Here is a 20,180-nt window from a genome sequence, read left to right on the forward strand (position 1 = left end):
GTGTCGCTCGACCGATTGAAATCCACCCGGGTGCTCGCCGTCCTGCGCGCTCCGTCTCCCGACAGCGCTCTTCGGGCAGCGGACGCGCTCGTTGACGGCGGAGTCACCGGACTCGAGATCACCTTCTCGACTCCTGACGCGCCCGCCGTGATCCGCGCCCTCGACGAGAAGTACGGCGACCGCATTTACGTCGGTGCAGGCACGGTGACGACGCAGGAGCAGGCGACACGGGCAGCGGAGGCCGGGGCGAAATTCCTCGTGAGCCCCGGCACCCGTGAGAACCTCACCCGGGCGATGAAGGACACCGGGCTGATCGTGATGACCGGAGCCCTGAGCCCCTCAGAAGTGATGGCAGCCGTCGAGTACGGAACCGACGTCGTGAAAATCTTCCCCGCATCGCTCGGCGGTCCTGCCTTTCTCACGGCACTGCGCGGACCGTTCCCGACCGTTCCGCTCATGCCGACAGGTGGCGTCAGCCCGGAGAACATCGGTGAGTGGTTTGCGGCAGGTGCGATCGCGGTCGGTGCTGGCAGCGACCTGGTCTCCTCCGCAGCGCTCACCGCCGGGGACTGGGCCGCGATCACTCGCCGCGCTGAGGCGTACGCTGCATCCGGGGTCGGCGCATGACCGGCCACATGGGATTTGTCGGGGTCACCACAGGTGGGTCATCGATCATGCGGATCTTTCCCCGATGGGCCGAGATCCTCGACCTGCCAACGCGCACCCTTGTCGGACATGATCTTCCGCTGGATGCCGCAGCGGCGGATTACCGGGGCCTCGTCGAGCAGATCCGGGATGACCCTGACCACCTGGGAGCCCTCGTCACCACACACAAGATGGCCCTGTTCGAAGCTGCGTCAGACCTTTTCGACGAACTCGACGCCTTCAGCACGCTGTGCGGTGAGGTCTCGAGCATCTCGAAGAGCGACGGCAAGCTGCTCGGTCACGCCAAGGACCCGATCACCGCGGGACTCGCGGTAGCCGAGTTCCTCCCCGACGACCACTTCGGCTCGACCGGCGCTGACGCTCTCATCCTTGGCGCCGGCGGGGCGGGGACAGCGTTGAGCTGGTACCTCAGCGAGCGGAGCGACCGGCCCCGGTCGATCATCGTCACCGATACGAGCGCCGAACGGCTCGACCATCTCCGTGACGTCCACGTGCGCCGGGGAACACCCACCGGCCTCGTGCGGTACGTTCTGGCATCCGGCCCGGACGTCACGCGCGGGCTCCTCGCGGAACTTCCGGCGGCCAGTCTCGTCGTCAACGCGTCAGGCCTGGGCAAAGACCGGCCTGGGTCGCCCCTTCCCGACGGCGCCGTGTTCCCGCATGCCGCCTACGTGTGGGAGTTCAACTATCGGGGAACCCTCGAGTTCCTCGCGCAGGCTCGCGAACAGGAGGCGGCATCCGACCTCGTCGTCGTCGATGGCTGGCGGTACTTCATCCACGGCTGGACGCAAGTGATCGCCGAGGTGTTTGCCATCGACCTCACCGACGAGCTCGTCGAACGCCTCGCCGACGCCGCCGAAGACATGCGATGACTCCGCCGCTCGCCCGCACCGTCCTCGGCGATGTCGCCGCGGCCGATCTCGGTCGGGTGAATTATCACGAGCACCTGTTCCAGGTGTCGCCGTTGCTCCCCGGTGACGAACTGGAGAATGAACCGGCGTCGCTCGCCGAAGCCGGGCTCCTTCACGCGAGCGGTTTCGACTCCATGGTCGACGCCACACCGATCGGGCTCGGCCGCGACCCCGAAGCGGTCGCCAGAATCAGCACAGGGACCGGACTCCACGTCGTGGCGACGACCGGGGCGCACCGCGAGGCACACTACGGGAACGGCCACCCGCTACTCGAGTTGGCTGAATCCCCGCTCGCCAACCTGTTCCTGTCCGATCTCACCAACGGCATGCCGGTCGACGACACCGACCCGGGCCGCCGAAGCGCGGTGCGTGCCGGGGTACTCAAGGCGGGCGTCGACTACTGGCGGATCTCCGCGTTCGAACGGCGAGTGCTGGCTGCCGTCTCCGCCGCCCACGAACAGACCGGGGCCCCCGTCATGGTGCACCTGGAATTCGGCACCGCCGCCCACGAGGTGCTGGACGTTCTCGAGGCGGGCGGGGTGAACCCGTCGCGCGTCGTCCTCGCCCACGCCGACCGCAACCCGGACACTGGCTTGCATCTGGAGCTCGCCGCCCGTGGCGCCGTGCTCGGATACGACGGCATGGCCCGCTCCCGCGTGCGGACGGACGCTGAGCTTCTCGATCTCACGGCTGAGGTCGTCTCATCCGGAGCCACGGTCGTGCTCGGCGGCGATGTCGCGCGGCGCAGCCGTTACGAGTCGTACGGCGGGATGCCCGGTCTCGCCTACCTGGGCCGCAGATACCTTCCTCGGCTGCTCGATCGGATCGGACGCGACGCGCTCGACGGCATCCTCACGACGAACGCGCATCGCTGGCTGGGGTGGACCGTCGGCTGACCTCGGGTACCAGCCCCGTCGTCGCCAGTTCTCTCCAGAGCTCGTCGGGGATCCGGACAGACATGCGTTCGGCGTTCTCCCGCATTTCCTCCGGCTTCGCCGACCCGACCGCGACCGTGCGCACGGCGTCGTCGCGGAGGCTGTACGCCAGCGCTGCAGCCGGCAACTCGACGCCATGGTTGCGGCAGACGGCCACAATCCGACGGACGGTCTCGAGACGGTCGGCGGGGACGGGGCCGTACTCGAAGTGAGCGTCCTCGCGTGGCTCGGCTGTGGCGAGGATGCCCGAGTTGAAAACGCCGACGTTCACGATGCCCACGCCGCGCTCACGGCACAGGTCCGAAATCGCGAGCGGTGCGGACTGGTCGAGCAGGGTGTAGCGGTTAGACACCATCACGAGATCAATGTCGCTGTCGGCGACCGCGTCACGCAGGATCGCGACGTCGCTCGTGCCGACTCCGACTGCTCGGACGAGCCCTTCGTCACGCATCGACGCAAGGGTCGCCAGGGCCCCGGGGATGTCGCCGGTCACTCCGTATTGTTCCGGGTCGTGCAGGTAGAGGATGTCGACGCGGTCGAGCCCCATGCGCTGAAGTGAATCGTCGAGGCTACGGCGGATCCCGTCTGCCGAATAGTCCCACACCCTCCTGGCCGCCTGTGGCACAAGGAACCAGGTGTCGTCCGGCTTGTGCGCGTTCTCCGGTGTCGGCTCGAGCAGCCGGCCGACCTTGGTGCTGACGAGATAGTCGTCCCGGTTCTTGTCGGCGAGGAACTCACCGATCCTGCGTTCGGAGAGCCCGAGACCATAGTGCGGGGAGGTGTCGAAGTAACGGATGCCGAGATCCCACGTGGTCTCGAGCGCGGCGGTCGATTGCGCGTCATCAACGGCGGTGAACAGATTCCCGAGTTCCGCGCCGCCGAACGAGAGCGGGCCGAATTCGATGGGGTCGGTCCGACGCGAAGCTGTGGCGGTCATGTGTTCCTCCCGGATGCAGGACGACCCCTCCCCCGGGTACCGGGGAAGGGGTCGGGCACTGCGGATGATTCGGTACTACTCGTACAGGACGGCGGCGATCTCTTCGTCGTCCATGTTGTCCTTATCGAACCAGTAGTAGCCGGTGTCGATGACCTCTTCAGGGGTCTCGCCGTTGATGATGTCGTAGGCAGCCTGAACGACCTCTTCACCGATACCGATCGGGTTCTGCGTGATGGCACCGGCCATGATGCCGTTGGTGATGGCGTCGATCTGTGCCTTGCCGGAGTCGAAGCCGACAACGGTCAGTTCACCGGGCTCGAGGCCCAGCTCGCCGACAGCGTTCACAACGCCGATCGCGGATCCCTCGTTGGTGCCGTAGATGCCCTTGAGGTCCGGGTGGGCCTGGATCATCGTCTTGGCAATGTCTGCCGACTTGAGGTGGTCACCGTCACCGTACTGGGTGTCGACGATCTCGATGTCGGGGTATTCGGCTTCCATCTGCTCGATGAAACCGTCGCGACGCTCGACACCGGTGGAGTTGATCTGGCTGTGACCGACGATCGCGACCTCACCCTTGCCACCGATCAGTTCTGCCATGTGGTCGGCGGCGAGGGCGCCAGCGCCCATGCTGTCGGTCTTGGCGATGCTCTGGCCGTATTCGCTGGAGCAGCCGGCGTCGAATTCGACGATGGGGATGCCGGCTGATTCTGCCGACTCATAGAGCGGGATGCAGGCCTCGGGGTCGAGGGCGGCGAAACCGATGGCATCCGGCTTCTTGTCGATGGCCGCCTGCAGCATCTGCAGCTGGCCGTCGATCTCGGTCTCGGCTGCCGGGCCGTCGAAGGTCACTGTGACACCCAGCTCTTCAGCGCGCTGCTCTGCACCCTGCTTGACGGCCTGCCAGAACTGGTGCTGGAAGCCCTTCGACACGAGCGCAATCGTGATGTCGCCGTCGCCGGAGCCGGACTCTTCAGCCGCTCCTCCGCCGCCACCGTTCGAACAGCCGGCGAGGCTCAGGGCCACAGCGGCCGCGGCCGCGAGGACTGCGACTTTTTTTCCTGTTTTCATCGATTAACTCCATTGTTTGTTCGGACCAACCGGGGGTGGTTCGGCCATGCTATTTCGTTTGAGTGACCGGAGGTGGCGAAAGTACATGTGGATACAAGATCGTTATATCCCGCGTCTTTCCGCCGATGCAATCGATTTCGCGATTCGCTGGGGAAGAGCAGCCCGGCCTCTCGGGTGCTGCCAGCCCTTCCCGGGTTCGGGGGCTTAGGTGATCGATCTCCGCTGGCGGAGGGTGTCGGTGAAGACGGCGATCAGGATGACGACTCCGACGACCACGTTCTGCCATTCGGTCTGGATCGACATGATCCGGAGACCGTTGATGAGAACGCTCATGATGAGCGCACCGATGACGGTGCCCATGATCGACCCACGGCCACCGAGCAGCGACGTGCCGCCGATGATGACAGCCGCAATCGCCTGGAGCTCGTAGCCGACACCGATCTGAGGCTGGGCCGAATCGAGTCGCGCCGCGATCACGACACCGGCGAAACCGGTGAACAGGCCGGCAACGGTGTAGACGGTGATGAGCCACTTACGCGTGTTGACGCCGGAGAGGCGGGTCGCCTCTTCGTTGCTGCCGATCGCGAAGGTGTACCGGCCGAAGATCGTTTTGCTCAGCAGGAGGTACGCGACGATCGCGAGCAGGAACAGGATGAGAACCGCGTTCGGAAGGCCAGGAATGAGCGTTCCGAGTGCGATGGTCTTGAATCCCTCGACACCCGAGAAGTAGATCGGGCGCACACCGGAGATGACGAGCGCGAGACCCTGGGCGATCATCATCATCGCGAGGGTGGCAATGAACGGCGGAAGTTTCAGGACGGCGATGTTGAGGCCGTTGATGAGGCCCATCAGGGCCCCGGTCGCGAGACCACCGAGAACCCCAACGATGAGCGGAAGCTCCATGTTGACGAGGAAGATACCGGTCATCACCGCGGCGAGCGTCATCCCCGTTCCGATCGACAGGTCGATGCCACCGGTGATGATCACGAACGTGGTTCCGAGGGCGAGGATACCGATGACCGCTGTCGCGAGCAGGATGCTCGAGATGTTGGACCAGCTGAAGAAGTTGTTGCTCGCGATCGAGAAGAAGATCACGAGCACGATGAGCGTGCCGAATGCCAGCGACTGCTGGAGCTTCGCCCGCAGGAACGACAGCGCCGTTCCCTGCTTCTCGGGCGGGGTCACCCCCGGGCGTGTGGACTGTTCGGTGACAGGAGTTGCATTCATTGCTGTGTTTACTCTTTCTCGTCGGCCACGTTGGTTGCGTAGTCCATGATTTTTGCCTGACTCGCGTCCTCGTTGTCGAGGATGCCGGTGATCCGGCCACCCGCCATCACGACGATCCGGTGCGAGAGCCGCAGGACCTCCGGCAGCTCGGACGAGATCATGATGATCGATTTGCCCTGCGCTACGAGCTCGTTGAGGAGCCGGTAGATCTCCTCCTTGGCACCCACGTCGATCCCCCGGGTGGGTTCATCGAAGATGAGGATGTCGCAGTCCCGTGCCAGCCATTTGGCGATGACGACCTTCTGCTGGTTTCCGCCCGACAGGTTTTTCGTGACGGAGTTGATCGACGGCGTCTTGATCCGCAGGGATTCGACGTATCCCTTCGACTTCTGCTTGCCTTTGCCCGTGCGCATGAAGCCGAGGGGTCCGGTGTAATCCTTGAGCGAGGCGAGGAGGATGTTCGTGTTCACATCGCGCTCGAGCAGCAGCCCCAACTGCTTGCGGTCTTCCGAGAGATAACCGATTCCGTGAGCGACAGCATCCGCCGGCTGGCCGATCCGGACCTTCTTGCCCTGCACGTGGATCGTGCCGCCCTCGGAGGGATCCGCCCCGATGATCGCCCTCGCGACCTCGGTGCGTCCGGCTCCCATGAGCCCGGCGAAGCCGAGGATTTCGCCGCGGCGAAGTTCGAAGTTGATGTCGCGGAGCAGGTAGCGCGTGCCGAGTCCCTCGACCTTGAGGACGACGTCGTCGTCAGCGTGCTCCCGCGCTTCGGGCCGGGCACCTTCTTCGATGTGGCGGCCGACCATCATCTCGATCACGGTCGGGATGTCGATCTCACCCTTGTCGAGGCTTCCGATGTAGCGCCCGTCACGGAGAACGGTGACGCGGTCGGCGATCCGGCGCAGCTCCTCCATCCGGTGCGAGATGTAAATGATCCCCGTGCCGTTTTGCTTGAGTGCGGCGATGAGCGCGAACAGCGTCTCGGTCTCGGAGTCGGTGAGCGCCGATGTGGGCTCATCCATGATGAGAACCTTGGCGTCGAACGAGAGCGCCTTGGCGATCTCGACCATCTGCTGCTTCGCAACGGTCAGCTCGCCAACGGTCTGGCGCGGGTTGAGGGTGATGCCCAGCCGTTTGAGAAGCTCAGTGGTCTGGCGGTTCAGCCGGCGCTCATTGACGAATCCTGCTGTGCGCGGCTCGCGGCCGATGTAGATGTTCTGGGCGACGGAAAGGTGCGGCATCAGGTTCATCTCCTGGTGGATGATGCTGATGCCGAGCTCCTGCGCAGTCTTCGGGCTGTCGATGTCGACTTCGGTGCCCTCGAAGACGATCGAACCGGCGTCCTTCGCGTAGATCCCCGAGAGGATTTTCATCAGGCTCGACTTGCCTGCACCGTTCTCACCGACAAGCGTGAGGACCTCACCGCGGTTTAACTCGAACTGCACGTCCTGCAGCGCCTGGACACCGGGAAAGCTTTTGCTGATCCCGCTGACCTTCAACAGTTGCGTCGACACTCTTCACCTACTTCGTCGGAGGGTGGAACCTGAGGCTCCGTTCACTAGAGAATAATGACACGGAATTGCCAAAGATCCGATCAATCCGAGAAATCGGACCGGCCGGACTATCAGTTGTACCTTAATGTATCTAAATTCGCACCTCGCGAATAGTGTGGAACCCGAACGCGGATCCGGATCGGCGGTCTGCATCACGTGAAAGGACACGAACGTGCTCATAGGCGCACACGCTCTCGTCTTCTCCGGCTCATTTGAGCACGAGGGACTGACTCGGGCCATCGAGAAGACCAGGCAGGCCGGCTTCGACCTCATCGAAATTCCCCTGATGGACCCGTACAACTTTGATCGGATGCTTGCGGCTCGCCTGCTCGAGGACAACGGGCTCGCGGTGAGCGCGTCACTGGGGCTGAACGACAGCACGGACCTGACGAGCGACGACCCGGACGTCGTCGCCGCCGGTGAGCGGATGCTCGAGGAATGCCTCGATATCGTGCACGCGATGGGCGGACGGAATCTCTGCGGCGTCATCTACAGCGCGATGAAGAAATACATGGCACCGGCGACGGCATCGGGTCGCGCGTCGAGTGCGGCCGCCCTGGGCCGGCTCGCGTCCCGGGCCGAGGGCCTCGGCATCCATCTGTCGCTCGAGGTGGTGAACCGTTACGAGACGAACGTGATGAACACCGGCAGGCAGGCGCTCGACTTCCTCGACGAGATCGGCTCATCGAATGTTTCAGTACACCTCGACACGTACCACATGAACATCGAGGAGTCGGATCTCTATACCCCAGTGCTCGACGTCGGAGAACGGCTCGGATACGTGCACATCGGTGAGAGCCACCGCGGCTACCTCGGCTCAGGCACCGTCGACTTCGGGTCGTTCTTCCGGGGCCTGGGGCGGCTCGGCTATGACGGACCCGTCGTGTTCGAATCGTTCTCGTCGGCCGTCGTCAACGAAGACCTCAGCCGCATGCTCGGCATCTGGCGGAACCTCTGGGACGACTCGGACGACCTCGCTGCGCACGCCAATCGGTTCATCCGCGACTCGGTGCGCGCCGTGGAGACCATCGCGCTGCACTGACGGGAGGCGGCCGCAACACCGGTACCGGAGATCGTACGGTTAGCAGGAGGCTTGTGGGCTTGGCTTCCTGCTGATCGTGCGATCTCCTGTTCTGCGTGCGACGCCGGACTACAGCCCGTCGGCGACCGCCGCCGTCACCTGCAACCAGGCCTCGCGGGTCTGCGGAGAGAGCACGTCGACGTTGAGCGGGCCACCGCTCTGGAAGCCAGGGTCGTATGGAACCTCGAGCACGATCCGCGTGAGCGCAGAGAAGTGGGCGTGGAGTCGCTCGGACAGCTCGGGTTGAACGGCATCCCCCGGAGACGACAGGATCGTCACCGCCTGGCTGACCTTGTCCTGGTGGCCTTTCTGTCGCAGGCCGTCGATGAGCCAGGCCGCACTCGCGGCGGTCTCCTCATTCACGGTCGTGACCACCACGAGCTGGTCAGCGGCCTCGACGGCTGCCTCCCAGTTCGATGCGCGCATGTTGTTCCCGGTGTCGATGACGAGCACGCGATAGAACCGGCTGAGGGTGGAGTGAAGGCTGTGGAATGCGTCGGCGTCGATGGTCGACGATGCGGCGGCATCCTCGTCCGAAGCAAGCACGTCGAACTGGGCGTCTCCCTGTGCGCGGACGTAGTTGTCGAGGTAGCCGACCCGCGCCGACTCGACGTCGGAGAACCGGCCGAGGTCACGAAGCAGGTCGACGGCCGTGTTGGAGTGCCGGCTGGGCTGAGCTCGCCAGCCCAGGGTGCCCCGGGTTTCGTTGTTGTCCCACGCGAGGGTCGAGCCGCCGCGGTGGGTGCCGAAGGTGGCGGCGAGCAGCAGCGTTGCCGTTGTCTTGTGCGCGCCACCCTTGGGGTTCAGTACGACGATCGTGCGCGGGCCCTTGAGGCTGCGCTGGACGCGCCGGATCGCGTCGCGATGCGCGCGCTCGGCTTTGCCGGGCTGCGGCGAGATGAGGCCGCCGGTGATCTTGCGCAGGAACCCCTGCCAGCCCTGCTTCGCCGGACCTTCGGGCGCGGCGGGCCTGGACTGCAGAAAGTCGTCGAGGGTGGGCGCGACCTCATCGGCGGGCGGGGAGAACGTGGGCGTCGTGCTCGGCGCGATGGCCGGGTTGGGCACGAGCATGGTTTCAGCGGGTACACCGGATGCCGCCGGTTCCGGCCAGGAAGCGGTCACGTCGGCTGCTTCCACAACATCGGCGGCGGCGATCCCGCTCCCCCGGCGAGCTCCGCTCATGGAGATGTCGAACCCACTCGCGTTGTCGGATCCGGCGTCGCTTTCCCGCGGGATGTCGCTGTCGACGGCTGTGTCGTCATCCTCGTACGCGCGGAAGGTGGAGCGCCGGGTCGGAGCGGGCTCGAAGCGCTTGGCGGGAGACCTCTCCGCCTCCGGCTCCTCATCGTCGTCGAAATTGATGAGGTCCTCGATCCCCAGCGGCGGAGGGGGAATGACTCCGGCTTCCGGTGCGGCCGCAGCCGGTTCGGCATCCTCTGCCCGGAGGGCTCCGCGCACATGGGTTCCGTTGAGGACAGGCCCTTCGGAATCCACGGCGCCGTCGGGGTGGACGAGAAGGGGATAGAGGCCGTCGAGGTCGGTGATCGTCACTCGCACCGGCCGGTCACGGGCGACGGCCACCTCGGCGACGCGAGCGATGACCGCCGCGCGCACACCGGCGACGTCCTCGGCGTGCACGTCGGTTCGTTCTCCGTCGACGGTGACCTCACCGGTACCGTCGGCACGAACAACGGCAGTGATCTGTGGCTCATTCGTCGGGTCTGACATGTCCGGTCACCGTCTCTTTTCCAAGGCCGACCAGCACCTTCATGGCGCCGAAACGACCAGTTTCCGAGTACCAGTATTGCGTGACGGGCCTTCGGCGGCCCAATTTTCGCGAGAACTCAGGCTGACGTGTGCCCGACCAGGCCCTTCCGGACGATGACACAACCGTATTTGCGGGTCTCGCCGGTGCGGATGATCACGTAGGCGTCCTCCGCGTCGTCGTAGAAATCGAACCGGTCGACGAATCGGACGCCGTCCTCCGTCACGCCGGCCGCTGACATCAGTTCCTTCTGCACGTCGAGCACATCGCCGTCGGCGGACGTCATCAGGTCAACGGCGGGAGTGTCATCGAGAGGCAGCACGCTGCACACGGCCGCGAGGACGTCGGGCGACGTGGTGCCCGGCAGGGTGATGAGGCGCTCGGCGAGGCGGGATGCCGGGAAGTGCGCGTCGACGATGATGACGGCATCCGAATGCCCCATCTCGTCAAGGTGCATCAGCAGTTCGCCGGTGAGTAGTGGGTTGATGCCCTGCAGCATTGCGGGTTCCTCTCGTTGGGTGGTTGTCAGCGGATGCCGTAGACCCGGCCGGCCGTGCCGCCGAGGATTGCATCCTGTTCGGGTTCGCTGAGCTCGCCGATGAGCTCGGACAGCACGTGCCAGGTCGGGGCATAGCCGCCGTCGGGAACGGACATCGGCCAGTCGCCGCCGTACATCAACCGGTCGGGTCCGAAGGCCGTGATGGCCAGGTCGAACACCTCGCGCACCGCGTCGACGGTATAGGGAGCGTCCGGCCGTCGAAGCGACGAGAGCTTGCCGACGGTATTCGGCTGTGCCGCGAACGTTGTCATGCTTTCGCGCCACGCGCCGAAGTCGTCGCGGCCTCGCGGCGGCTTGGCGAGGTGGTCGAGCACGAGGGTGAGCTCGGGGAGGTCTCGGGCGACCCGCGTGGCGCGGTCGAGGTGGCAAGGCCACGCGTCGTGAACATCGAAGGCCAGTCCGCGCCGCGCCACGTCGGCGAGTGAGGCGCGAACCTCTGGCAGGTCGAGGAAGTCGTCACGCGGGTCGTCGTTGAGCAGGTGCCGGATGCCCCGGAATTTCGGATGTCGCGACCACGCCTCGAGATCGCGCCTCGCGGCATCCGTCGAATCGAGCGGCACCCAGCCGACGACGCCGAGCACCCAGTCGTGCGCATCGGCGTTGTCGAGCATGAACCGGGTGTCGACCGCTGAATCCTCGGCCTGGACCAGGATCGCCCCGTCCATTCCCGCCCTGCGGAGCTCGGGCTCGGCCTGCTCTGCCGACCAACTGGCGTAGAGCGGGCCGAATTGCGGACCGAGCCAGCCATACTCGGAGACGTCGAGGTCCCAGAGATGCAGGTGCGCGTCGATGCGCCGCGGGGCGGTCATGCCGGGATCAGACCCTTCTCGGTGAGGGTTCGCCAGAGTTCGACCGGAATGGACTCGGCCATCCGGGCGGCGTTCTGCCGGAGCTGGTCGGGCTTGCTTCCTCCGACCACGATCGATGCCACGGTGTCGTCGCGGAGCGTGTACTGAAGCGCCGCGGCGGGGAGTGAGACGCCGAACTCACGACAGACGGCCGCGATCGCCTGCACCTTCTCGAGCACCCCGGCGGGAACTCCGCCGTATTCGTACCTGGCATCCGCTCCGGGGCTGTCCGTCGCGAGCAGACCGGAGTTGAACACCGAGGCGTTCACGATTCCCACACCGTGCTCCCGGCAGGCCGGTACGACACCGGCGAGCGCCGGCTGCTCCGCGAGCGTGTACCGGCCGGCGACCATGAGCAGGTCGAGCGCTCCTGTGTTCGCTGAAGCGAGCAGCGCGTCGGTGTCCATCGATCCGACGCCGATCGCCCGGGTCATCCCTTGGTCTCGAAACGAGGCGAGGGCGGGGATCGCGACATCGAGCCCCTCGCGGAGGTTGTTGCGTTCGGGGTCGTGCAGGTAGAGAACGTCGAACCGGTCGAGACCCGTCCGTTCGAGCGACTCCTCGACACTCGCCCGGATGCCGTCCGCGGAGAAATCCCAGACCCGCTTGAGCGACGCAGGAACGGCGAAGTCGTTCTCGGTGTCGAGGTGATCCGCACCCTCTGGATTGTCTTCGAGCAGGCGTCCCACCTTGGTCGACACAACGAACTGGTCGCGCGGTTTGGTCGCGAGGAACGCGCCGAGCCGGCGTTCGGACAGACCGAGCCCGTAATGCGGCGCGGTGTCGAAGTAACGCACCCCGACATCCCACGCGGTCTGGAGAATTTCCCACGCTTCGTCATCGGTGAGCGCGCGGAACAGGTTGCCAACGTTGGCGGCACCGTATCCGATGGTCGGGAGGGTCAGTTCGCTCATGTGCCGAAAGCGTACTCGGCCCGGCTGGCGGCGTGCATCTCCATGCCGTTTCCCGGTGCGGTCGGGGCGATGTAGCAGCCGTTCCGCATATCGACGGGTGTGACGAAGTGCTCGTGCAGGTGGTCGACGAACTCAATGACCCGGTCGTCGTGGGTCGCTGTGACAGCGACGTAATCGAACATCGACAGGTGCTGCACCGCCTCACACAGCCCGACGCCGCCGGCGTGCGGGCACACCGGAACTCCGAACTTCGCGGCGAGCAGAAGGATGGCGACGTTCTCGTTGACGCCGGCGACGCGCGACGCGTCGATCTGCAGCACCTGGAGGGCGTCAGCCTGGAGGAATTGCTTGAACATGATCCGGTTGGACATGTGCTCCCCCGTGGCGACGGGAATCGGGGCGACACCGCGGGCGATGGCGGCGTGGGCGAGCAGATCGTCCGGGCTCGTTGGCTCCTCGATCCAGGCGACGTCGAATTCAGCGAGCCGTGACATCCATTCGATTGCCTCGTCGACACCCCAGCGCTGGTTCGCATCCGTTCCGATCCGGATGTCGGGTCCGACCGCTTCGCGAGCCAGTCGCATCCGCCGGATGTCGTCATCGACGCTCCCGCCGACCTTGAGCTTGATCATGCCGTAGCCGTCGGCCACCGCTTCCTTTGCGAGTCTGACCAGTTTCTCGTCGCTGTAGCCGAGCCAGCCGGGCGTTGTCGTGTACGCGGGGTAACCGGTCGCGAGCAATTCTGCCTCGCGTTCGGCGCGGCCGGGAACAGCGGCGCGGAGGATGTCGAGGGCCTCGTCTGGAGTGATGGCATCCGTCAGGTAGCGGAAGTCGACCAGTTCGACGATCTCCTCCGGACTCATCCGGCCGAGCAACTGCCAGAGCGGAAGACCCGCGCGCTTGGCCTTGAGATCCCAGAGCGCGTTCACGACGGCGCCGATGGCCATGTGCATCACGCCCTTCTCCGGGCCCAGCCAGCGCAATTGGGAGTCCCAGACGAGCTCCCGCCACGTGGCACCCATGTGCGCAAGCAGATCCTCGGCGTTGCGTCCGACGAGGTGAGAGCAGAGGGCTTCGATCGCTGCGACCTGGACGTCGTTGCCGCGACCGATCGTGAAGACGAAGCCGTGGCCTTCGAGGCCGTCGTCGGCATCGGTCAGCACACGGACGTATGCAGCCGAATAGTCGGGGTCCAGGTTCATCGCGTCAGAGCCGTCGAGCGACGTCGATGTCGGAAAACGGATGTCGCTGGTTTCGAGCGCGCGGATGATGCTCACGGGGTAAATCTCCTCGGTTGGAATAGCTCACACTAAACATCCGATGTATAGAATGTCAATCACACCGGGGTTCGCCAATCTTGCGTTAGACGCGTGATAGGTCGGCCCGATAGTTCAGATGTTCCCGGTGCTGCTGTTGCATCACACCGGATCAGAGACAGGAAGTTGCCGCATGAAGTTCGCCAGACTGGGGCCGGTCGGCTCCGAATCTCCCGTCGTCGAATCCGGCGGCACCTGGTTCGACATCTCGTCGATCACAACCGACATCGACGGTGCCTTCCTGTCATCGTCCGGCGTGGCTGACGTGCGAGCGGCGCTCGATGCCGGCACCCTCACGCCTCTCGCCGGTGCCGATGAGTTGCGGATCGGGGCCCCGATCGCGCGCCCGAGCGCGGTGATCTGCATCGGCATGAACTACGCCGCTCACGCCGCCGAGTCCGGCTCTCTGCCACCGGAGATCCCGATCATGTTCATGAAGACGCCGAACACCGTTGTCGGCCCGAACGATTCCGTCGAGATCCCGCGGGGCAGCACCAAAACCGACTGGGAGGTCGAGCTCGGCGTCGTCATCGGCACGCGCGCCTCCTACCTCGACTCCCCCGAAGACGCCGCAGGCCACATCGCCGGATTCGTCACCGCCAACGACGTTTCGGAGCGCACGTTCCAACTCGAGGTCTCGGGCGGGCAGTGGTCGAAGGGCAAGTGCGCGCCCGGGTTCAACCCGACCGGGCCCTGGCTCGTCACGCCGGATGAGGTGAACGCGGCCGACGTTCGCCTCACGAGTTTCGTGAACGGCGAACCTCGACAGGACTCCTCGACCGCCGACCTGATCTTCAGTGTCGAGTACATCATCTGGCACCTCAGCCAGTACCTCGCTCTCGAGCCGGGGGACCTCGTTCTCACCGGAACCCCTGAGGGTGTCGCGCTCTCGGGGCGGTTCCCGTACCTTGCCGACGGTGACGTGGTCGAGGTCGAGATCGAGGGACTCGGGCGCCAGCGCCAGGTGTTCACGGCGCACGCCGACGACCGCGCAGCCACAAAGGAGTAGACCCATGCCAGAGTTCGACAACCTCGTCGCCGTCGTGACCGGCGGTGCGTCCGGAATCGGCGCAGCCATCGCCGCTCGACTGGCTGAGGGCGGGGCACGGGTTGCCGTGCTCGACCTCAATCCCGCCGACGCAGACCCCGCCCACTTCGCACTCGAAGCGAACGTCGCGGACCGCGCGTCGGTGGACGCAGCAATCGCGACCGTCGCGGAGAAGTTCGGCCGGATCGACGTCGTCGTCAACAACGCGGGCATCGGTGCCCAGGGAACAATCGCCGACAACGACGACGACGAGTGGGCCCGGGTATTCAGCATCAACGTCACCGGGATCGCGCGGGTGTCGAGCGCCGCTCTGCCCTGGCTGCGGCAGTCCCCGTCCGCCGCCATCGTCAACACATCTTCGATAGCCGCGACCGCAGGCCTCCCGGCGCGTGCCCTCTACACCGCGTCGAAGGGGGCGGTCCTCTCGCTGACCCGCGCGATGGCCGCCGATCACTTGCGTGAGGGCATCCGCGTCAATGCCGTCAACCCGGGAACGGCCGACACCCCCTGGGTAGCACGTCTGCTCGACAGTGCCGACGACCCCGAGGCCGAGCGCGCCGCCCTCAACGCACGTCAACCGCACGGCCGCCTCGTCTCCCCCCAGGAGGTTGCGGATGCTGTCGCCTACCTCGCCAGTCCGCGCTCGGGCTCAACGACCGGCACCGCGATCGCCGTCGACGGCGGGATGCAGGAATTGCGGCTCCGCCCCGAGTGAACGGCGCGGCGTAGCAGGAATCGACCACCCTCGCACGGTCTGGTCAGCGAGCCTGTGCGCACCCCAGACTGGGGCGATGACATCTCAATTACAGAAGGCTGAACTCCTCAACCGACTCCACGCCCCGGGGAACCCCCTGATCGTCACCAACGTGTGGGACGCGATCAGCGCCAAAATCGTCTCGGAAGCACCCGGCGTCCAGGCGCTCGCGAGCGCCTCACACTCGGTCTCGTTCGCCCACGGCGTGCCCGACAACGAGGGCCTCAGCGTCGACCAGGCGATCCACGCCGCCACCCTCATCGCCCGAGCCACCGATCTGCCGTTGTCTGTCGACTTCGAGAAGGGCTACGCGACGGATGCCGCCGGCGTCGGCGCCAATGTCCGTCGCCTCATCGAGGAATCCGGTGCCGTCGGCATCAACATCGAGGATTCGCTCGAAGCAGCGACAGGTGGTCAGCGCAGCATCGATGACGCGGCCGCCCGTGTGGCCGCCGCCCGCGCTGCCGGTGACGCCACCGGCATCCCGCTCGTCATCAACGCGCGCGTGGACACGCTGGCCGGCGGAGGGACGTGGGAAGACGCGGTCACTCGCGCCAACGCGTACCTCGACGCCGGGGCCGACGTCATCTTCTTCCTCGGGCTCGTCAACGAAGACACGGTCAAGCGAGCGCTCGACGAGGTGAACGGACGGCTCTCGACCATCGGTTCCGCCGGCGGAGTTCCGCTGAAGAAGCTTGCCGAACTGGGCATCTCGCGGGTCAGCTTCGGACCGCAGACGATGGGTCTCGCCCTCGCTGCGCTGCAGCGGGCGGCGACCACTCTCACCGCCCTGGGCGACTACCCCGAGGACCTGAGCTTTAAGTTCGAGCTGTAGCTCTCAGGCACCCTGTCGCAGGGTGAGGATTTCTGCACCATCGTCGGTGATCGCGATCGTGTGCTCGCTGTGTGCGGTGCGAGCACCGGTCGCGCTCCGGAGTGTCCAGCCGTCGGCATCCGTGACGAGGACCGACGTGTCTTCCATCACCCACGGCTCGAGGGCGAGGAGCAGACCCGGGCGCAGCTTGTATCCGCGGCCCGGCCGCCCGTCATTGGCGACGTGCGGGTCCTGGTGCATCGTCGATCCGATGCCGTGCCCGCCGAACTCCATGTTGATCGGGTACCCCGCCTCGCTGAGAACGGAGCCGATGGCGTGGGAGATATCGCCGATGCGCGCCCCCGGCCGGGCTGCGGCGATGCCCGCCTCCAGCGCTCGCTCGGTCGCATCGATCATCGCGACACTCGCGGCGGGCCTGGAGTTGCCCACGAGGAAGCTCACGGCTGAGTCCGCGGCGACTCCTCCGGTCAGCACGGCGAGGTCGAGCGTCAGAAGATCTCCGTCAGCGAGCGCGTAGTCATGCGGAAGCCCGTGAAGGACGGCGTCGTTGACGGCCGTGCAGATGTAGTGGCCGAACGGGCCGCGACCAAACGAGGGAGCGTAGTCGACGTAGCAGGACTCAGCTCCCGCATCGGCGATCATTTCCTGTGCCCAGCGGTCGATGTCGAGGAGGTTCGTGCCGACCGTCGTGCGGTCCTTGATCGTCTGGAGAATGTGCGCGACGACGCTGCCCGTGCGTTTCGCCTGGGTCAATTCGGCGGGGTTCAGAATTTCGATCATGTGGCGTTAGTTTCCGGCGCGCCCGGCGTCGAGGACACCGACATCGGTGCGGTGGAAGTTCTGGAACGAGCGGGATGCCGTCGGGCCGCGCTGGCCCTGGTAGCGGGAGCTGTATTCGGCGGAGCCGTATGGTTTCTCGGCGGCCGAGCTCAGCTGGAAGAAGCAGAGCTGGCCGATCTTCATTCCCGGCCACAGTTTGATCGGCAGGGTGGCAACGTTGCTGAGTTCGAGGGTCACGTGTCCGCTGAAGCCGGGGTCGATGAACCCGGCGGTGGAGTGGGTGAGCAGGCCGAGCCGCCCCAGCGAGCTCTTGCCTTCGAGCCGGGCTGCGACGTCATCCGGCAGGGTCACCTGTTCGTAGGTGGAGCCGAGCACGAACTCGCCCGGGTGCAGAATAAACGGCTCGTCCGGCTTCGCCTCGATCAGGCGGGTCAGTTCGGGCTGGTCTTCGGCCGGGTCGATGTACGGATACTTGTGGTTGTCGAACAGACGGAAGTAGCGGTCGAGGCGCACGTCGACGCTCGATGGCTGGACCATATCGGTATGCGACGGCTCGAGGCCGATGCGTCCGGAGGCCAGTTCTGCTTTGATGTCGCGGTCGGAGAGAAGCACGAGGTCAGCTTATAAGGGCCGGGCTTGATAGTATGGCGACGGTCGCCCGAGGCGACACGTGCGGATGTAGTTCAATGGCAGAACTTCAGCTTCCCAAGCTGATAGCGCGGGTTCGATTCCCGTCATCCGCTCTCTTCGTACAGGCGCTTCCTCTGGATCAGCACCTCAGGCTGCCACCGCCGACAGCACGACGGGATCTTCGCACCCCCGCGCGAACCCCCGGATGCGTCGATCGATGTCACGCTGCAGAATTCGCGCACCGATTCGCTCAGCAACGGGAGCGAGCCACCGCGGCTTGCATGCGAAGTTGTAGCGCCGCGGGCAGTCAGCCCCCGTCACGTTCGGACGACAGCTCCACCCCGTTTGCGCGAGATCGCATCGACCGTTGCCGCCAGGATGAGGACACCGCCCGTGACCGCGTAGTTCACCCCGGCCGGAAGGTTGAGCAGGCCGAGCCCGTTTGTGATCACCGCGATCACCAGAGCCCCGACCGCGGCATGCAGAAGACGACCCCGGCCACCGAACAGGCTCACTCCACCGACGACGGCAGCAGCGACACCGCTCAGAACGAGATCACGCCCCGCAGCGGCATCCACGGAGCCGACCTTGCTGATCGAGAACAGTCCGGCAACGACGGCGAGCGTCGAGCAGATGATGAACGCGACCCACCGCACCATCACGACCTTGATGCCGGCGCGCCGTGCGGCTTCGGCGTTGCCGCCGATCGCGTAGATGTTCCGCCCGAACCTGGTCCGGTCGAGCACGAATGTTCCGCCCCAGAGGATGAGCAACACGATCGGCACGACGATGGGTACGCCTTGCACGGCACGGATGGACTGCCCGCGGTCCTGGTTGAGGATGAAAACGACGGCACCGCCGAGGACGGCGATGACACCGAGTTTGATCCAGACAAGGGTGATCGTGCGATTGAGCACTCCGGCACGGGCCCGCCGGGCACGGTCCCAGAAGGAAGTGCCTGCTGACACAGCAAGAATGACGCCGAGCATGAGCCAGCCGGCCCACGGCGGCATGTTGCGGTTCTGGATCGCGAGAATCTCGGGGATCTGCACCCGGTACAGGCCGCCTGCACCGATGATGACGAGCGACACTCCCTGGAGACCGAGGAACAGGCCGAGGGTGACGACGAACGACGGTATCCCCACTCTCGACACGAAGAAACCGATGAACGTGCCGATCGCCATCCCGGTGGCGAAAGCAATACCGAGAGCGAGGACCCAGTTGAACCCGTGGACGTTCACGAGAACGATGAAGATACACATGGTCACGCCCGCCGTCACGCCGGCGGAAAGGTCGATCTCCCCGAGGAGGATGACGAAGACGAGCGCCATGCCGAGCATGACGAGGGTCGCCGCCTGGGTCATGAGGTTCGCGAAGTTCCGCTCGGTGAGGAAGACGGGGCTGAGGATCGAGAACAGGATGCTGAGGCCAACGAAACCGCCGATGGCCGGCAGCGCCCCCATCTCGCCGCCGCGAACGCGCGAGAGCCAGCCGCGAACCTGATCGCCGACACCGCCCTCGAGCCCGCTTCCGATCTGGTCGGTGACGATCGGTGCGGGGGCTGCCTCCGACGTCGGGACCGCCTGCTGAGCGCTCATGGCGTTGCTCCCGCCGGGATTTTGGTGCCGGTGATGTAGCCGACGACCTCATCGCTCGTCGTCTCGGAGGTCTCGAGCGACGCCACCATCTGGCCGAGGTACAAGACGTTGATGTGGTCGGCGACGGCGAACAGGTCGACGAGGTTGTGGCTGATGATGATCACCGCGACCCCCTGTTCGGCGAGGCGCTTGACGAGATTGAGCACCTGTTCCGTCTGCGCGACACCGAGCGCCGCGGTCGGTTCGTCGAGAATGACGACGCGCGCCTTCTTGAGCACAGCGCGAGCGATCGCCACGGTCTGGCGTTGACCGCCGGACAGCGATGAGACCTTCTGCCGCACGGACTTCACGGTGCGAACGGACAGGGAACGGAGAGTGTCGGATGCGTCGCGCTCCATCCGCCCCTCATCGAACGTTCCGAAGCGGGTCTCCTCGCGGCCGAGGAACATGTTCTGGACGATGTCGAGGTTGTCGCAGAGCGCGAGGTCCTGATAGACCACCTCGATACCGAGCCTGGCGGCGTCGCGGGGCGAGTGCAGCGTCACCTCCTCACCGTCGAAGAGCACCGTTCCGGCGTCATAGGGCTGCACCCCGGCAAGCCCCTTGATGAGTGTTGACTTACCCGCGCCGTTATCGCCGACGAGGGCGGTGACCTTGCCGGGGTAGGCCTTGAGCCCGACCCCTTTGAGCACGCTCACGGGGCCAAAACTCTTCACAACGCCTGACAGTTCAATGAGCGGTACGTCCATGTC

General features: G+C 65.6%; 20 protein-coding genes and 1 tRNA gene. 8 read left to right on the forward strand and 13 right to left on the reverse strand.

Annotation, left to right across the window (positions count from 1 at the left end; genetic code table 11):
- The 3 genes from D9V29_RS03165 to D9V29_RS03175 are packed head-to-tail and all read left to right on the forward strand — an operon-like array spanning window position 1 to window position 2,473.
- Window positions 1-627, forward strand: coding sequence for a bifunctional 4-hydroxy-2-oxoglutarate aldolase/2-dehydro-3-deoxy-phosphogluconate aldolase (locus tag D9V29_RS03165; protein WP_229790434.1), 627 nt, complete (start codon window positions 1-3; stop codon window positions 625-627).
- Window positions 624-1,538: a shikimate dehydrogenase family protein gene (locus tag D9V29_RS03170; RefSeq protein ID WP_121671876.1), complete on the forward strand. Its 915-nt coding sequence runs from the start codon at window positions 624-626 to the stop codon at window positions 1,536-1,538. Before D9V29_RS03165 ends, D9V29_RS03170 begins: the two co-directional genes overlap by 4 nt.
- A complete protein-coding gene (locus D9V29_RS03175; RefSeq protein WP_121671877.1) occupies window positions 1,535-2,473 on the forward strand; it encodes a phosphotriesterase family protein in 939 nt (312 codons plus the stop codon). Before D9V29_RS03170 ends, D9V29_RS03175 begins: the two co-directional genes overlap by 4 nt.
- Here the strand turns inward: D9V29_RS03175 and D9V29_RS03180 are convergent.
- From D9V29_RS03180 to D9V29_RS03195, 4 genes are all read right to left on the reverse strand, one after another.
- Window positions 2,430-3,449, reverse strand: coding sequence for an aldo/keto reductase (locus D9V29_RS03180; protein WP_121671878.1), 1,020 nt, complete (start codon window positions 3,447-3,449; stop codon window positions 2,430-2,432). The genes D9V29_RS03175 and D9V29_RS03180 overlap by 44 nt on opposite strands.
- Window positions 3,450-3,524: 75 nt before the next feature.
- The gene (locus tag D9V29_RS03185) at window positions 3,525-4,517 is read right to left on the reverse strand and encodes an ABC transporter substrate-binding protein (protein WP_121671879.1); all 993 of its coding nucleotides are present in this window, start codon (window positions 4,515-4,517) and stop codon (window positions 3,525-3,527) included.
- 204 nt (window positions 4,518-4,721) lie between these two features.
- On the reverse strand, window positions 4,722-5,744 hold the full coding sequence (locus D9V29_RS03190) for an ABC transporter permease (RefSeq protein WP_121671880.1): 1,023 nt from the start codon (window positions 5,742-5,744) through the stop codon (window positions 4,722-4,724).
- 8 nt (window positions 5,745-5,752) lie between these two features.
- Complete coding sequence (locus D9V29_RS03195; protein ID WP_121671881.1) at window positions 5,753-7,261, reverse strand: sugar ABC transporter ATP-binding protein; 1,509 nt, start codon at window positions 7,259-7,261, stop codon at window positions 5,753-5,755.
- Between the two features lie 211 nt (window positions 7,262-7,472).
- Between D9V29_RS03195 and D9V29_RS03200 the strand changes: the two genes are divergently transcribed.
- Window positions 7,473-8,342 carry a sugar phosphate isomerase/epimerase family protein gene (locus D9V29_RS03200; protein ID WP_121671882.1) on the forward strand — a complete coding sequence of 290 codons (870 nt, stop codon included), beginning with the start codon at window positions 7,473-7,475 and terminating at the stop codon, window positions 8,340-8,342.
- 108 nt (window positions 8,343-8,450) lie between these two features.
- Here D9V29_RS03200 and D9V29_RS03205 read toward each other — a convergent pair whose 3' ends face one another.
- The 5 genes from D9V29_RS03205 to D9V29_RS03225 form a co-directional block, all read right to left on the reverse strand.
- Window positions 8,451-10,109, reverse strand: a complete 1,659-nt coding sequence (locus tag D9V29_RS03205) for a MinD/ParA family ATP-binding protein (protein WP_121671883.1) — start codon at window positions 10,107-10,109, stop codon at window positions 8,451-8,453.
- A gap of 116 nt (window positions 10,110-10,225) precedes the next feature.
- A complete protein-coding gene (locus D9V29_RS03210; protein WP_121671884.1) occupies window positions 10,226-10,645 on the reverse strand; it encodes an RbsD/FucU family protein in 420 nt (139 codons plus the stop codon).
- Between the two features lie 26 nt (window positions 10,646-10,671).
- Window positions 10,672-11,514: an amidohydrolase family protein gene (locus tag D9V29_RS03215; RefSeq protein ID WP_121671885.1), complete on the reverse strand. Its 843-nt coding sequence runs from the start codon at window positions 11,512-11,514 to the stop codon at window positions 10,672-10,674.
- A complete protein-coding gene (locus D9V29_RS03220; RefSeq protein WP_121671886.1) occupies window positions 11,511-12,467 on the reverse strand; it encodes an aldo/keto reductase in 957 nt (318 codons plus the stop codon). Before D9V29_RS03220 ends, D9V29_RS03215 begins: the two co-directional genes overlap by 4 nt.
- Window positions 12,464-13,744 (reverse strand): enolase C-terminal domain-like protein, encoded by a 1,281-nt coding sequence (locus tag D9V29_RS03225; RefSeq protein WP_121671887.1) that lies wholly within the window; start codon window positions 13,742-13,744, stop codon window positions 12,464-12,466. The genes D9V29_RS03220 and D9V29_RS03225 overlap by 4 nt, the downstream gene beginning before the upstream one ends.
- A gap of 172 nt (window positions 13,745-13,916) precedes the next feature.
- On the opposite strand from D9V29_RS03225, the gene D9V29_RS03230 reads away from it, so the two are divergent.
- The 3 genes from D9V29_RS03230 (at window position 13,917) to D9V29_RS03240 (ending at window position 16,420) form a co-directional block, all read left to right on the forward strand.
- A complete protein-coding gene (locus tag D9V29_RS03230; protein ID WP_121671888.1) occupies window positions 13,917-14,792 on the forward strand; it encodes a fumarylacetoacetate hydrolase family protein in 876 nt (291 codons plus the stop codon).
- Between the two features lie 4 nt (window positions 14,793-14,796).
- On the forward strand, window positions 14,797-15,546 hold the full coding sequence (locus D9V29_RS03235) for an SDR family NAD(P)-dependent oxidoreductase (RefSeq protein WP_121671889.1): 750 nt from the start codon (window positions 14,797-14,799) through the stop codon (window positions 15,544-15,546).
- Window positions 15,547-15,622: 76 nt separating this feature from the next.
- Complete coding sequence (locus D9V29_RS03240) at window positions 15,623-16,420, forward strand: isocitrate lyase/PEP mutase family protein (protein WP_121671890.1); 798 nt, start codon at window positions 15,623-15,625, stop codon at window positions 16,418-16,420.
- A 3-nt stretch (window positions 16,421-16,423) separates the two neighbouring features.
- Here the strand turns inward: D9V29_RS03240 and map are convergent, their stop codons facing one another.
- Window positions 16,424-17,200 (reverse strand): type I methionyl aminopeptidase, encoded by a 777-nt coding sequence (gene map / locus D9V29_RS03245; RefSeq protein ID WP_121671891.1) that lies wholly within the window; start codon window positions 17,198-17,200, stop codon window positions 16,424-16,426.
- Window positions 17,201-17,206: 6 nt separating this feature from the next.
- Window positions 17,207-17,812 carry a dCTP deaminase gene (gene dcd / locus D9V29_RS03250; protein WP_121671892.1) on the reverse strand — a complete coding sequence of 202 codons (606 nt, stop codon included), beginning with the start codon at window positions 17,810-17,812 and terminating at the stop codon, window positions 17,207-17,209.
- Window positions 17,813-17,872: 60 nt separating this feature from the next.
- Between dcd and D9V29_RS03255 the strand changes: the two genes are divergently transcribed.
- A tRNA-Gly gene (locus tag D9V29_RS03255) sits at window positions 17,873-17,943 on the forward strand.
- A 204-nt stretch (window positions 17,944-18,147) separates the two neighbouring features.
- Here D9V29_RS03255 and D9V29_RS03265 read toward each other — a convergent pair.
- Window positions 18,148-19,428 (reverse strand): sugar ABC transporter permease, encoded by a 1,281-nt coding sequence (locus D9V29_RS03265; RefSeq protein WP_121671893.1) that lies wholly within the window; start codon window positions 19,426-19,428, stop codon window positions 18,148-18,150.
- On the reverse strand, window positions 19,425-20,177 hold the full coding sequence (locus D9V29_RS03270) for an ATP-binding cassette domain-containing protein (RefSeq protein WP_121671894.1): 753 nt from the start codon (window positions 20,175-20,177) through the stop codon (window positions 19,425-19,427). The genes D9V29_RS03265 and D9V29_RS03270 overlap by 4 nt, the downstream gene beginning before the upstream one ends.
- Between the last annotated feature and the right edge of the window lie 3 nt (window positions 20,178-20,180).

Source organism: Mycetocola manganoxydans, from assembly GCF_003667545.1.
GTDB classification, from domain to species: Bacteria; Actinomycetota; Actinomycetes; order Actinomycetales; family Microbacteriaceae; genus Mycetocola_A; species Mycetocola_A manganoxydans.

Coding starts and splice junctions, on each gene's coding strand:
- D9V29_RS03205 (WP_121671883.1), bottom strand. CDS start 10,109: ATGTCAGACCCGACGAATGAGCCACAGATCACTGCCGTTGTTCGTGCC.
- D9V29_RS03240 (WP_121671890.1), top strand. CDS start 15,623: ATGACATCTCAATTACAGAAGGCTGAACTCCTCAACCGACTCCACGCC.
- D9V29_RS03180 (WP_121671878.1), bottom strand. CDS start 3,449: ATGACCGCCACAGCTTCGCGTCGGACCGACCCCATCGAATTCGGCCCG.
- D9V29_RS03220 (WP_121671886.1), bottom strand. CDS start 12,467: ATGAGCGAACTGACCCTCCCGACCATCGGATACGGTGCCGCCAACGTT.
- D9V29_RS03210 (WP_121671884.1), bottom strand. CDS start 10,645: ATGCTGCAGGGCATCAACCCACTACTCACCGGCGAACTGCTGATGCAC.
- D9V29_RS03170 (WP_121671876.1), top strand. CDS start 624: ATGACCGGCCACATGGGATTTGTCGGGGTCACCACAGGTGGGTCATCG.
- map (WP_121671891.1), bottom strand. CDS start 17,200: ATGATCGAAATTCTGAACCCCGCCGAATTGACCCAGGCGAAACGCACG.
- D9V29_RS03185 (WP_121671879.1), bottom strand. CDS start 4,517: ATGAAAACAGGAAAAAAAGTCGCAGTCCTCGCGGCCGCGGCCGCTGTG.
- D9V29_RS03215 (WP_121671885.1), bottom strand. CDS start 11,514: ATGACCGCCCCGCGGCGCATCGACGCGCACCTGCATCTCTGGGACCTC.
- D9V29_RS03230 (WP_121671888.1), top strand. CDS start 13,917: ATGAAGTTCGCCAGACTGGGGCCGGTCGGCTCCGAATCTCCCGTCGTC.
- D9V29_RS03270 (WP_121671894.1), bottom strand. CDS start 20,177: ATGGACGTACCGCTCATTGAACTGTCAGGCGTTGTGAAGAGTTTTGGC.
- D9V29_RS03190 (WP_121671880.1), bottom strand. CDS start 5,744: ATGAATGCAACTCCTGTCACCGAACAGTCCACACGCCCGGGGGTGACC.
- D9V29_RS03265 (WP_121671893.1), bottom strand. CDS start 19,428: ATGAGCGCTCAGCAGGCGGTCCCGACGTCGGAGGCAGCCCCCGCACCG.
- D9V29_RS03175 (WP_121671877.1), top strand. CDS start 1,535: ATGACTCCGCCGCTCGCCCGCACCGTCCTCGGCGATGTCGCCGCGGCC.
- D9V29_RS03235 (WP_121671889.1), top strand. CDS start 14,797: ATGCCAGAGTTCGACAACCTCGTCGCCGTCGTGACCGGCGGTGCGTCC.